The organism is Zhongshania sp., assembly GCF_029212375.1.
Classification (GTDB): Bacteria; Pseudomonadota; Gammaproteobacteria; order Pseudomonadales; family Spongiibacteraceae; genus Spongiibacter.
The window spans coordinates 65206-78464 of sequence record NZ_JARGNU010000010.1 but is presented as its reverse complement, the minus strand read 5'-3'; the positions used below and the strand labels follow the sequence as shown (position 1 = coordinate 78464).

At 53.6% G+C, this 13259-nt stretch carries 12 protein-coding genes; 4 read left to right on the top strand and 8 right to left on the bottom strand.

The genetic code is table 11. The annotated features are described in order from the left end of the window. Position 1 precedes the first annotated feature (1 nt). From P1U47_RS11725 to P1U47_RS11710, 4 genes are read left to right on the top strand one after another with little or no spacing between them, the layout of a single operon-like run. On the top strand, positions 2–574 hold the full coding sequence (locus tag P1U47_RS11725) for a nucleoside triphosphate pyrophosphatase (protein ID WP_301029127.1): 573 nt from the start codon (positions 2–4) through the stop codon (positions 572–574). A 3-nt stretch (positions 575–577) separates the two neighbouring features. Further along, positions 578–2041, top strand: a complete 1464-nt coding sequence (rng, locus tag P1U47_RS11720) for a ribonuclease G (protein ID WP_301029126.1) — start codon at positions 578–580, stop codon at positions 2039–2041. A gap of 47 nt (positions 2042–2088) precedes the next feature. After that, complete coding sequence (locus P1U47_RS11715; protein ID WP_301029125.1) at positions 2089–5949, top strand: YhdP family protein; 3861 nt, start codon at positions 2089–2091, stop codon at positions 5947–5949. 13 nt (positions 5950–5962) lie between these two features. After that, on the top strand, positions 5963–6814 hold the full coding sequence (locus P1U47_RS11710) for a carbon-nitrogen hydrolase family protein (RefSeq protein WP_301029123.1): 852 nt from the start codon (positions 5963–5965) through the stop codon (positions 6812–6814). A gap of 18 nt (positions 6815–6832) precedes the next feature. Here P1U47_RS11710 and yjgA read toward each other — a convergent pair whose 3' ends face one another. The 8 genes from yjgA to lptB form a co-directional block, all read right to left on the bottom strand. After that, positions 6833–7348: a ribosome biogenesis factor YjgA gene (gene yjgA / locus P1U47_RS11705; RefSeq protein ID WP_301029122.1), complete on the bottom strand. Its 516-nt coding sequence runs from the start codon at positions 7346–7348 to the stop codon at positions 6833–6835. A 17-nt stretch (positions 7349–7365) separates the two neighbouring features. Beyond that, positions 7366–8724 carry a magnesium transporter gene (gene mgtE, locus P1U47_RS11700; RefSeq protein WP_301029120.1) on the bottom strand — a complete coding sequence of 453 codons (1359 nt, stop codon included), beginning with the start codon at positions 8722–8724 and terminating at the stop codon, positions 7366–7368. Positions 8725–8836: 112 nt separating this feature from the next. Further along, positions 8837–9106 (bottom strand): HPr family phosphocarrier protein, encoded by a 270-nt coding sequence (locus P1U47_RS11695; protein WP_301029118.1) that lies wholly within the window; start codon positions 9104–9106, stop codon positions 8837–8839. 10 nt (positions 9107–9116) lie between these two features. Further along, the gene (rapZ, locus tag P1U47_RS11690) at positions 9117–9974 is read right to left on the bottom strand and encodes an RNase adapter RapZ (RefSeq protein WP_301029117.1); all 858 of its coding nucleotides are present in this window, start codon (positions 9972–9974) and stop codon (positions 9117–9119) included. Beyond that, positions 9974–10423, bottom strand: coding sequence for a PTS sugar transporter subunit IIA (locus P1U47_RS11685; RefSeq protein ID WP_301029115.1), 450 nt, complete (start codon positions 10421–10423; stop codon positions 9974–9976). The genes rapZ and P1U47_RS11685 overlap by 1 nt, the downstream gene beginning before the upstream one ends. Before the next feature lie 39 nt (positions 10424–10462). Continuing rightward, entirely contained in the window at positions 10463–10750 is a 288-nt protein-coding gene (gene raiA / locus P1U47_RS11680) for a ribosome-associated translation inhibitor RaiA (RefSeq protein WP_301029113.1), read from the bottom strand. A gap of 81 nt (positions 10751–10831) precedes the next feature. Beyond that, the gene (locus tag P1U47_RS11675; protein WP_301029112.1) at positions 10832–12322 is read right to left on the bottom strand and encodes an RNA polymerase factor sigma-54; all 1491 of its coding nucleotides are present in this window, start codon (positions 12320–12322) and stop codon (positions 10832–10834) included. A 210-nt stretch (positions 12323–12532) separates the two neighbouring features. Then, complete coding sequence (lptB, locus tag P1U47_RS11670) at positions 12533–13258, bottom strand: LPS export ABC transporter ATP-binding protein (protein WP_301029111.1); 726 nt, start codon at positions 13256–13258, stop codon at positions 12533–12535. Position 13259: the final 1 nt, after the last annotated feature.

Below are 13259 nucleotides of genomic sequence, written 5' to 3'. Positions count from 1 at the left end.
CATGGCTGAAACTGTGATTTTGGCATCGAAGTCGCCGCGCCGCGCCGAATTATTGCAGCAAATTGGTCTGCGCTTTGAGGTGATAGCGGCAGATATTGATGAAACCCCTGCCGTCAATGAAGGCGCGCAAGAGTATGTGCGGCGCATGGCGGTGGAGAAGGCCATGGCTGTGGTGGCATTAGCACCCAATAGAGCAGTGCTTGCCGCCGATACTTCGGTAATCCTTGACGGTGAAATTTTGGGTAAACCGGAAAGCCGCCGCCACGCTGAGGTAATGCTCAGCCGTTTAAGTGGGCGCAGCCATCAGGTAATGACCGCAGTGGCGCTGTATGCGGGTGGAACGTTGCGGCAGGCATTAGCGGTGACCGAGGTTACTTTTGCGGTGTTGAGCCCAGCCCAAATTCGGGCCTATCTCGCCACCGGCGAGGCCGATGATAAGGCCGGAAGCTATGGTATTCAGGGCGCTGCGGGCTATTTTGTACAGCATTTGTCGGGCAGCTATTCTGGGGTGGTGGGCCTGCCCTTATATGAAACAGCGGCTTTGTTAAGCGAAGCCGGAATCGGGTTAGCGTAAATCATGAGCGAAGAGATTCTAATCAATGTTACGCCGGTAGAAACACGGGTGGCCGTGGTTGAAAACGGCGTGCTGCAAGAGGTTTATATTGAGCGCAGCCGCTCGCGCGGAATTGCCGGCAATATTTATCAGGGCAAAGTAGTGCGGGTACTGCCAGGGATGCAGGCGGCCTTTGTTGAGATTGGCTTAGAGCGCACCGGATTTATTCACGCCTCAGATATCGCCACATTAGACACCACCGATGGCGAGCACGCCGATATTCGTACCAAAATCCGTGAAGGCCAACTGCTGACCGTGCAGGTGAGCAAAGACCCAATGGGCACCAAGGGCGCGCGCTTAACTACGCGCTTATCGGTGTCGTCGCGGTATTTGGTGTATATGCCTGGCGCGGCGCACATAGGGGTTTCGCACCGTATTGATGACGAGCTTGAGCGCCAGCGCCTGCGCAGTTTGTTGGAATCGGCGGCGCTCGACGAGAGCGGTGAGCTGCGTGACGGCTATATCTTACGTACCGCCGCCGAAGGCGCTGGCGAAGAGGAAATGCTCGCCGACGTGCAGTTTTTAAGGCGTCTTTGGGGCGCGGTGGAGCGGCGAATGAAACGCGATGTGGCGCCGAGTGTTATTTACGAAGACCTGCCGCTGTTTATGCGCACCATGCGCGATTTGGTAAGGCCCGGCCTCGAAAAGATTCGCATCGACTCCCGCGAGAGTTTTCAGCGAGTGGCGCAGTTTGCTGAAGATTATCTGCCTGAAATAGTTGCCCAATTAGAGTATTACCCAGGTGAACGTCCGATTTTTGACCTCTACGGCGTGGAGGACGAAATTCAAAAAGCCTTAGGGCGCAAAGTTGAATTAAAGTCTGGGGGCTATCTGATTATCGATCAGACCGAGGCCATGAGTACCATTGATATTAATACCGGTGCCTTTGTTGGGCACCGCAATCTTGAAGAAACCATTTTTAAAACCAACTTAGAAGCGGCTGCCGCTCTGGCGCGGCAGCTGCGGCTGCGCAATCTCGGCGGCATTATTATTATTGATTTTATCGACATGAAAGATGCCGAGCATCGTCGCCAGGTGTTGCGGGCCTTAGAGAAGGCCATGGAAAAAGATTACGCCAAGACTTCAATTACGGGTGTGTCGGAGTTGGGGCTGGTGGAAATGACGCGCAAGCGCACCCGCGAAAGTTTGGAACACATTTTGTGTGAAAGCTGTCGCTACTGCCACGGCCGCGGTTCGATGAAGTCGCCGGAAACGGTATGCTATGAAGTGTTTAGAGAAATACTGCGCGAGGCTCGCGCCTACGAAAGTAAGCGTTTATTGGTGTTGGCATCCCAAGAAGTTGTCGATCGTTTGCTGGATGAAGAGTCATCTAGCGTGGCAGATTTAGAAGAATTTATCGGTGCCAGTATTCGCTTCCAAGTAGAGGCGGTATACACCCAAGAACAATATGATGTGGTGTTGCTGTGAGCGGGGCTTTGCCTGCCAAGGCAGTTGGTAGTCGTGGGTGATTATTAATGTTCAAACGCCTACTTCGTCAAACCTATACCCTGCTCTGGAGTCTTGCGCTCGTCGGCTTGGTATTGCTGGCGCTCTACGCGAGCTTGGGCCGCCAGTATATTGGTTTGGTGGAGCGCTATCAGAGCGAAATATTTCAGCAGGCTGAGGCGCTTTCGGGCGTTCACTTGCAGGCTAGCGCGATGCGCGGAACTTGGAAGGGACTGTCGCCCGTTATCGAGTTATTGGATTTTCAGCTCGGAGAAAGCGCTGCGCTGCGGTTTGACCATGCGCGGATTGAAATCGACGTTATTAGCTCGCTGTTCACTGGTCGGCCGACAATTCGCCAGATCGATGTGGGTCAGCTCAATTTGGAATTGGCGCAAGCAGATGATGGTCGCTGGTTTATTCCCGGCCTCAACACCCAGGGTGGCAGCAGTCCCGACGCACTAATTGATTCGGTATTAGGGGTTCGCAATGCCAGTCTCGAATTGTTTGCGATTAAGCTTCATTACCTCAACGGTGATCAAACTCAGATAAGCTCGCGGGATTTCTCCCTGCGCAGCGACGACAAGTTTCGTCGGGTCTACGCCAAGCTAAATACCGATAGCGACGGTGATATTCAATTATTAGTGGAAGCCTACGGCGACCCTCGCAATACCGACCACTTTAGCGCCAGCGCTTACATGGTGATAAAAGACAGCCGGTTGAGCGCCTTAGCGCCGTTGTTTCAAGATAGTGCGGCTTTAATTAATAGCGAAGTGAGTGGTGAGCTGTGGCTTAACTGGCGGCAGGGGCAGCGAGTTAGCTTGAACGGCGTACTTAATACGCCGGCGCTGTCGGTTGGGGTGTTGTGGGGTGCGCAAGACGCGGTGCTTAGCGATGTGAATATGCGTTTTAGTGGCAGTCATCGCGACGGCTTTTGGCGGATCGGCTTTTTGGAATTTGACGCTCGCTGGCACGATTTAAATTTAGATTTGGCGGGGCTAGCTGCGAGTCGCCCAGACGCGTCAATGTGGCAATTTAGCTTGCCCCAGCTCGACCTTGATGTCTCAAATAGTTTGCTGCTGGCGAGTGATGCGCTCAGCCCCGGTTTGCAGGCAACACTGGAGGAATTGGCGCCTAAAGGTCTACTGCGCAATATCCAGTTTGATTTATTGACCTCGGTAGCTGGTTTTGCAGACTTTAGTTTGCGGGCTGAAGCCAGCGAACTCAGTGTTGAGGCTTGGCAGGGCGCGCCAGCGGCCAGCGGGCTTTCCGGGTATTTAGAGATCAAACCCAAGCAAGGTAAATTGCTGCTTAAATCCGATCAGCTGGCCTTGGCCTTTCCGCATTTATATGACAAGGCCTTTTCCTTGCAAAAGGTTAACGCCGAGCTGAATTGGCGCTATGACGATGAGCGCTTGCAGGTAAGCAGTGGCTTAATTCGCGGCGAAAACGAGGGCGTGCCAATTGCGGCCTTGCTGAGTTTGGATTTGCCGCTACACAAAGACGCCAAGAATGAACCGCAGATGAGCCTGGTGATTGGCGCCCGCGATGCCGACGCGACGGTGCACGAGCGCTACACACCCAAGGTATTGCATGCGTCCCTACTCGATTGGTTGAAAGACAGTATTCGCGGTGGCCATGCCGATGTTGCGGGCTTTATTTTTCGGGGTTCGCTGCTGGCGTCCACCGAGGACCACCCCACGGTGCAACTCTATTTAGACTTAAGCGATATTGAACTGGCTTTTCGCCCCGACTGGCCAGCACTGACGGGCGATGCCGCGCAGGTGTTTATTGATAACAACCTTGTTGACGCTTGGCTTGAGGGTGCTGGCGCGCTAGACGGTCTAGCAGTTGAGGATCTTCGGGTTGCCGTAGGTCCTGCCTCGGCGGGGCCAATTACACTCACCGTTCGCGCTGCCGCCAAGCCCAGTTTTACCCAAGCTCAGCGCTTGCTAACGGAAACCCCGCTGCACCAATATGTGGGTAAAACCTTTGATCACTGGCAGGGCGAAGGTGATGCGGCGATTGATTTTGCGTTGACCATGGCCTTTAGCGATGAACCCGAGTTGGCGGTTAATGTGGATGCCGACATTGATTTTTCAACTGTAGAAATGAAGGATTACCGCTTAAACCTCAGTGATGCTAAAGGACATTTACATTACGACACTGCGCGAGGTTTGCGCAGTCGTGGCCTGCGTGCGAGCTTGTTTGGTCAGCCCCTGACCGCGACTATAAAGCAGACTGGAGCCCAGCTCGACGTTGATGTTAGTGGCCAGGTAGCGATGGGCGACCTCCAGCGCTGGACGGCGCAACCGGCAATGAGCTTCTTTACAGGTAGCGCGGCTGCGCGCTTGCATATTCAAACCGGCGCCGAGCCGAGCTTGCGGGTGAGCAGCGATCTACAGGGGGTTAATATTCTGCTGCCCCAGCCGCTCTATAAAACCGCTGAGCAAAAACGCAATGTGAATATTACGTTGCCGCTAGATGGCGATGTGCAGGTAATGCAAATCAATCTGGCTGAGCAATTAAGTCTGTTGCTGGGTTTTCAAGAGGGCAAGGTATTTGGCGCTGATTTATTGCTGGGTGCCCGGCCGCCGGGCAATAGCTCTCATCTACTTATGCCTGGCCGGATGACCATTGGTGGACGCTTGGAGTTTGCTGATTTTGATCAGTGGCGGCGGGTGCTTGACCGTTATCTTGAACTCGCAGCGGCCGGCGACGGCAATGAATCGGGCATGGCGTTTAGTGCCAACAGTTTACGCATTGACGAGCTGATGATATTCGGTAATTTGCTCGAGTCGGTGGATATCGGCTTGGTAAGTCATCCAAACTCTTGGCTATTGCATGTGAGTAGTCCCCAATTGCAGGGGGATATTAATATTCCCCGCAATGCGCCGGCGAACCAAGCTTTTAATATTGATTTAGAGTACTTGTATTTGCCGGCCGCCAGCGGTGGTGATGGGGGTGAAGACAGCTTGGCCGGTATTGATCCGCGCGGCTTACAAAATATTGACCTTAATATTCAGACGCTTTTTGTGGGAGGGGAGGCTTGGGGGCCGCTCGGTTTTGATTTGCGCAGTGACAGTCGTGGGGCGCATTTTAATAATCTGCGGGGTAGCCTGCGGGGCATTGAATTGGCAACGGTGGCGGGCAGCAGTACTTTGCATTGGCTACAGGATGACAGCGGCCGCGTTTCGTCGCAGTTGCGGGGCCAGTTCGGGCTTGGCGACTTGGGTGGCGTTTTACAGGGCTTTGGCTACCCCAAGGTAATGGAAACCCGCCGCGGTAACTTTGACTTAGATTTACAGTGGCTAGGCACGCCGACTCAGTGGGCGCTAGCCGACAGCGAAGGCAGTTTTAGTTTCTCGTTTAAAGACGGACGCTTTTTAAAAACGTCGGATGCAGCCAGCGGCACCTTGCGCATATTCAGTATTTTTAATATGGCCAATATTGTCCGCCGGCTAAAGTTTGATTTTCGCGATGTATTTAAAAAAGGCATTTATTTTGATCGCATGCGCGGTGGTTTAGCGCTTGCCGATGGTCAGTTAACCTTGTCGTCGCCGCTGGATGTGCACGGCCCGTCGAGTCGCTTCCAAATGACCGGCGCAATTAATTTGCTAAACGATGTGCCAGATCTGCGCTTGGTGGCAACGTTGCCGGTAGGGAGTAATCTGCCGTGGGTGGCGGCCTTGGTTGGCGGCTTGCCAGCGGCCGCGGGAGTGTATGTGGTGAGTAAGGTGTTTGAAGAGCAGATGAATAGTTTTTCCAGCGCGGTTTACGAAATTTCGGGTACCATCCAAGACCCGGAACTCACCTTTAAAAATATTTTTGATGACGAAGTTGATAAGCCCGCTGACGCGAGTAGGTCGAGTGCCAAGCCTGGAATGCAATAATGGCGGAGCTAAAATGGCGGAACTGCAAGAATCGCATAACGAGCGTTACGGGCAGCAGGTTGCGACCGTTGTAGCGGCTATTCAAATGGTTTCGGTTAATGATCTTGCCGCAAATTTGCAGCGGGCAGAGCGGTTGGTGGCGCAGGCCGCAGCGCGGGGTGCAAAGCTCGCGGTGTTGCCAGAAAATTTTGCGATGTTTGGCAGTGCCGAAATTAAAAAAGTGGCGGCTCACGAAGCCGTTGCGGGGCCTTTACAGGCTTTTTTGAGCGCCTTGGCGAGTCGTTATCAGTTGATTGTGATTGGTGGCACTATTCCGCTGCCCGCCGAGGACGGTCGCGTTTATGCATGCTGCTTGGTGTTTGCTGCCGACGGCAGTTGCTTGGGCAGCTACCGAAAAATACATTTGTTCGACGCCGATGTTGCCGATGGCCACGGCCGGTATCGGGAGTCGGATACCTATGCCCCCGGCAGTTCGGTAACGGTAGTAGACACGAGTTTAGGCCGGCTGGGCTTGGCGGTGTGTTACGACCTGCGTTTTCCTGAATTATTTCGCGCGATGTTAAGCCTTGATCTCGATATTATTGCCTTGCCCTCCGCATTTACTCGCAGCACCGGCTGGGCGCATTGGCTGCCCTTGCTGCGCGCGCGAGCCATTGAAAACCAGTGCCTAATTGTGGCGGCCAATCAGGGTGGTGTTCACGACCCCAAACGGGAAACCTCGGGCGGTTCTGTGATTGTTGACAGTTGGGGGCGGGTGTTGGCTGAGGCGGGCTTGGGTGAAGCCTGCGTGACCGCAGTGTATGACGCCGCCGCGCAAGCCGCGCTGCGCAGGCGAATGCCGGTTGCGCAGCACCGCCGCCTATAAGTATTTGCTATTAAAAAATTAGCTGGCCGGCTTGTGAATTTGCAGCTCTTTGAGGTATTGGAAGAGTTTGCGTTTTGCCGCCGGCGGCTTTTTGGCTTGGGCGTCTTTGTCGATTTGCATCACCAGTTGGCGCAGGCGCTGACGGTCGGCGTGGGGGAAGTCCTCCAATACTTTCTCAATGGCGCTGACACCCGTGGTGGCGAGTTCGTCGCGCAGCAACTCTAGGCGCTGGAATTGTTTGGCCTGCTCCCGCTGGCCCTCTTCGCGTTTAGCGAGACCGGCTTCAATCTCAGTGAGGTCGGTGTCGCGCATCAGCTTGCCAATGTATTGCAGCTGGCGGCGCAGCGCTTCGCGGCTGGTCAGCTTGCGTGCGGTGCTAAGTGCTTCAGAGAGATGTTCGTCGTGAATTGGAATTTTGGCCAATTCGTTATTGCTGAGTTTAACCAGCTGTTCCCCCAATTGCTGAAGGGCCTGCATCTCTTTTTTAACCGCCGTTTTGCTGGGGCGTTCCGATTCGGGTATTGCGTCAGTCACATTAAATTCCATTGCTATTAGGCGTAGAAGTAGGAGGCGAGGCCAAGAAAGGACATAAAGCCAATCACGTCGGTGACGGTGGTTAATACCACGCCACCGGCGAGTGCCGGATCTATTTTCATTGATTTCATAATAAGTGGCAGGGCGGCGCCGGCCAGTGCCGCAGTAATTAAATTAATGACCATTGCGGCGGCAATGATGGCGCCCATTAGTGGGTCGCCAAACCACAGCGTGGTAGCGCCCGCCACAATGACCGCCCACAGTAGGCCGTTTATGGCGCCAACCATGATTTCGCGATTAATTAGCCAGCGGCTATTGTCGCGGCTGATGTGGCCTAGCGCCATACCGCGAATAACCACGGTGAGGGTTTGGGTGCCCGCTACGCCGCCCATGCTGGCAACTATTGGCATGAGCACGGCCAAGGCCACGACTTTTTCAATGGTGGCTTCAAATAAATTGATTACCCCAGAGGCGATAAACGCGGTGAGCAGGTTGATGCCCAGCCAAATTGCGCGGCGCGGTGCGGTGGTGAGTACGGCGGCGAAGGTGTCTTCATCCTCGTCCAAACCCGCCATGCTCATCAGCGAGTGGTCGGATTCTTCGCGGATAACGTCAACCACGTCATCGATGGTGATTCGGCCCAATAGTAGACTGTTGTCGCCAATAACCGGCGCCGACACCCAGTCGTGACGGGCGAAGAGCATGGCGACTTCGTTAGACGACATGCTGGCCGAGATTGGTTCGACCTCGGTGTCCATGATTTCCCGCACCGTGACGCTGGGGTCAGATACCAGCAGTTTGCGCAGCGACAATATGCCGATGTACTGATCGTTGCGGTTGACCACAATCAGGCTGTCGGTCATTTCGGGCAGGCTTTCGTGGCGACGTAAATAGCGCAGTGCCACGTCGAGGGTGATGTTAGGCCGCACGGTAATCGTGTCGGTGTTCATCAAACCGCCGGCGGTGTCCTCATCGAAGGACAGCACATGCTCTACGCGCAGGCGATCTTGATGATCCATCGACTCGAGAACTTCGCGAATAACCCGATCCGGTAATTGCTGGAGGATGTCAGCAATATCATCGGTTTCAAGGCCTTCGGTGATGGCGGCGACTTCTTCGGCGTCCATCTGGCGCAAAAATTGGCTCTGCACTTCGTCATTGAGGTGTTGGAGGATGTCACCTTCATTCTCAATGTCGATCAGCTGCCACAGCACACTACGAATTTTGTGCGGTGTAGATTCAATAAGGTGGGCGGCGTCTGCGGGGGGCAGGCCATTTAACATACGGCGGATTTGCAGAAAGCCACCGGAACCCAAGGCGTCATTGAGGGTTTTGAGTTGGCTCTCGGTTTGAAGCTTGTCTGCAGTCTGGGCCATACCTATCCCTAGCCTGAGCCGTGATGGTTAAAAGAGAAGTCTGGCCAATTATCCTTTAAAGCGGGCCGCGCAACAATCCGCGAGGGAGCTGCTGACGAAATAAAGTTAAATCTTATTCCCCTTCGCCAAAACGTTGATTAATAAGATCTTGTACCGCCGCCATAGCGGCGTCTTCGTCGCTGCCTTGACAGTTGACGGTGATTTCTGTGCCCTTGCTGGCGGCGAGCATCATCAGCGCCATAATGCTTTTGCCATCGACGGGCTTGTCGCCAATCCGAATGGTGATTGCCGCGCTGTAAGCGGTGGTGGTGGCGACAAGTTTTGCGGCTGCGCGCGCGTGCAGGCCTAATTTATTAATAATTATTAGTTTGGTTTCGACCATCGTAATGACTCTAGTGCTGCAGTTCGCGGTGGCGAACTTGGAGGTCTGGGTAGTTGTTGCGAAGCGCCTCGGCGAGGGATTCAACCATATATACTGAGCGATGTTGGCCGCCGGTGCAACCAATGGCAATGGTGAAATAACTGCGGTTGCTGGCTTCAATTTTGGGCAGCCAAGTTTGCAAATACTGCAAAATATCGGCGCGCATGAGCTGCACATCGGTTTGCTGGCCAAGAAAGTCTTGCACCGCCGGGTCTTTGCCGGTCAAGGTGCGCAAATCATCCTGCCAGTGGGGGTTGGGCAGCATGCGCAGATCGTAAACTAGGTCGGCGTCGATGGGCAGCCCGCGCTTAAAACCGAAGGATTTTAGCTGCACTGCAAGGCGGCTGGCATCGACGCCAAGGATGCGGTCACGAATGGTGGCGCGTAATTCGTGTACTGTCATGTCGCTGCTGTCGATGGCCAGCGAGGCCTCAACAACAATGGGCTCGAGCAGCCGAGACTCCAGTTTGATCGCGTCGGCCAGTGGCAGTGAGTCAGTGGTAAGCGGGTGGCGGCGGCGGGTTTCGCTAAAGCGTTTGATTAATTTGTCGTCGCCGGCATCGAGAAATACGATGCGCAGTCGCGCGTGTTGTTTAACTTGCTCGCAGAGGCTTTTGAAACGCGCTAAGCCATCTTGAGAGTTGCGCGCGTCGATACATACGGCGACCTGTTGATGAACCTTTAGGGGGCTTTGCGACAGCTCGCGGACCAGTTCGGGCAGGAGCGACACCGGTAGATTGTCGATGGCGTAAAAGCCTTCGTCCTCTAGTTGGTGGAGGGCGGTACTTTTGCCTGAGCCAGAGCGGCCGCTGAGGATAATGAGCTCCATTAGGGCTGCAATGCGCGTTCAAAAAGCGCTTGATCGGTGCTGGCGTTGCGCAGATCGCGACGAAACGATTCCTCATTAAATGCGGTCGCCAATGCGCCGAGCACCTTGAGGTGCTCGTCGTGGGCCTCGGCGGGAACGATAAGCGCAAATACGAGGTCAACTGGTGCGTCGTCGACAGCTTCAAAGTCGATGGGCTGGTCTAGCTTGAGTAGCATGCCGGTGATCGCCGAGCAGCGACTGCTGCGGCAGTGGGGAATGGCCACGCCATAGCCAATGCCGGTGCTGCCCAAGCGTTCTCTGGCGAGTAATTCATTGAATAATTCGTCGGCGTCAAATTCGCTGTTGTCGGCGCTGATCTCGGTAGAGATGTATTCGAGAAGGCGCTTTTTGCTGGTGATGGACGCACCGCTGTGGGTGCGTCCTTGTGTGAGAATGGAATTGAGTATCATGGTTTCTTGCAACAGAGTGGGAGAGTGGATCGTAAGGCCTTAGCGGCCCAACGATTTTTCTTTGTGTTTAATTAATTGCCGGTCAAGTTTGTCGGTTAGGCTGTCGATTGCCGCGTACATATCCTCCGATTCGCAGGTGGCAAATAAGTCGGCGCCGGCAACGTGAACGGTGGCCTCGGCTTTTTGAATTAGCTTTTCGACGGACAGGGTGACATCAGTATTGGTGATGTTGTCAAAATGTCGTTGAAGTTTGCCGAACTTAGCATTGACGTAATCGCGAAGAGACGGGGTGACGTCAACGTGATGACCACTAACAGTAATCTGCATATTTTACTCCTTCATCGCTGAAAATAACCAGCGCCTCACGGCGCGTGTATGACGACAATGACCGTAACAGGGGCACTGCCACTATACTAGTCGTTTCCGCTCGTTTGAGGGCGGAATAACCAGTGATTCTCGGTATTTTGCAATGGTGCGGCGGGCAACTTGAATGCCTTGCTCGCCCAGTAAGTCAGTAATTTTGCTGTCGCTCAGCGGCTTGCGCGGGTTTTCGGCGGCAACTAGTTTTTTGATTAGTGCGCGAATCGCGGTAGAGGAGCATTCGCCGCCAGTATCGGTGGATACATGACTGGAAAAAAAGAACTTTAGCTCAAAAATTCCCCGCGGGGTGTGCATGTATTTTTGGGTGGTTACCCGCGAGATGGTGGACTCGTGCATGCCCACCGCCTCGGCAATATCGTGTAATACGAGTGGCTTCATGGCCTCTTCGCCGTATTCAAAAAAGCCGCGCTGATACTCTACAATTTTGGTGGCTACTTTCATTAAGGTCTCGTTGCGGCTGAGCAAGCTTTTAATGAACCAGCGCGCTTCTTGTAGGTTGTCACGAATATAATCGTTGTCACTGCTGTTGCTGCTTTTGCGCGCCAGTGCCGCGTAATGGGCATTAATCTGGATTTTGGGTGCAATGTCAGGATTAAGTTCAACCAACCAGCGATCTTCCTTTTTGCTCACAAACACATCGGGAACCACATACTCGGTGGAGTCGGCACCAATGCCGTCACCGGGAGTGGGGTTAAGTGATTGAACTAATTTAATCACTTCGCGAAGCTGGTCTTCTTTCAAGCGGCAGCGACGCATAATTTGGTTATAGTCGCGATTTCCCAATTGCGCCATGTATTGGCTTACAACAAGGGTGGCTTCTTCCGCGTAAGGGGTGCCGGCGGGCAATTGCTTTAACTGAATTAACAGGCACTCTTGTAGGTCGCGGGCGCCGACGCCTGGTGGGTCAAATTGTTGAATAAGGTGTAACACCGCATTGAATTCTTCGATTTCAATGTCTTCATTGGCAAAGCCTTCAACCAGTTCTTCGGCGCTAACTGTTAGGCGGCCCTTCTCGTCGATGGCGTCGATAATGGCTTCGGCAATGATTCGGTCGATTTCTGATAAGCGGCTGAGGTTGAGCTGCCAGCGAAGATGGTCTTGTAGCGAATCTGAGCTAGTGTTGCGGTAGTCGTTGTTGTAGTCGCTGTCTTCCGACGAGGAACCGGAACCAGAGCTGCTTCCGGCGGTTTGGTACACGTCGTCCCACTGGCTGTCGACGGGGAGATCTTCGGGTATATCGCTGCGCTCTGCCCAGTCGGCGTCGGCTTCTGGCTGTGGCGCTTCGGTTTCTTGGTCGCTGCTTTTTTCGGCTTTTTTGGGTTCGGCGGAAGTCGGTTCGGTATTGACCTCGATGTCGCCGTCATCGTCGCTGATTTCAAGCAGCGGGTTTGAGTCTAGCGCCGATTGAATTTCTTGCTGAAGGTCGAGGGTGGAGAGTTGTAATAAGCGAATCGCTTGTTGCAGCTGAGGTGTCATGGTCAGGCTTTGACCGACTTTGAGCTGTAGCGATTGTTTCATAGGCAGCGGCTTCTACAACAGGACAGTGGCAACATGAACAAATGGTTTTGTTCTACCGGCAATAATTATGCCTCTCTTGCAGTGTAGTCGGGACAATCATTACCTGCAATACCTGTGCCGATTCATTTGTAAAAGTTAGCGAGTTTTGAATTAAAATAATGAGGCTGATTCTGGCCCCAGCCATGCATAACTGGGGTCAAGGTTTTGGCTTTATAAAGTGAATTTATCGCCAAGATAAATATCCCGCACAATTTGGTTGTTTAGCACGGTGTTAGCGTCACCTTCGGCGACGATGCGGCCTTCGCCAACGATGTAGGCCTTGTCGCAAATGTCGAGGGTTTCGCGGACATTGTGGTCGGTAATGAGTACGCCAATACCCCGCGCTTGCAGGTGTTTTACGATATTTTGAATGTCGTTTACCGAGATTGGGTCGACCCCAGCGAAGGGCTCGTCAAGCAGGATAAAACTGGGTTCGGTAGCCAGTGCGCGGGCTATTTCAACTCGGCGACGTTCGCCGCCAGAGAGTGACATGCCCATTGATTTGCGGATATGGGTGATATGAAATTCTTGCAGCAGGGCCTCGAGTTTTTCCTTGCGCTGCTTGCGGTTGAGGTCGCTGCGGGTTTCAAGAATGGCCATAATATTATCGGCGACACTTAATTTGCGAAATATCGAAGCCTCTTGGGGCAGATAACCGACGCCATGCTTGGCGCGGCCGCTAATTGATGAAAGCGTTAGATCGCGGTCATCGAGACGAATTGAGCCGCGGTCGGCGTTTACAATGCCGACAATCATATAGAAACAGGTGGTTTTACCGGCGCCATTGGGGCCGAGTAAACCTACAATTTCACCGCTGCTAATGGTGAGCGAAACATCTTTAATGATTTCGCGGCCCTTGTAGGCTTTGGCGAGATTACTGGCTTGCAGTACGGGCATA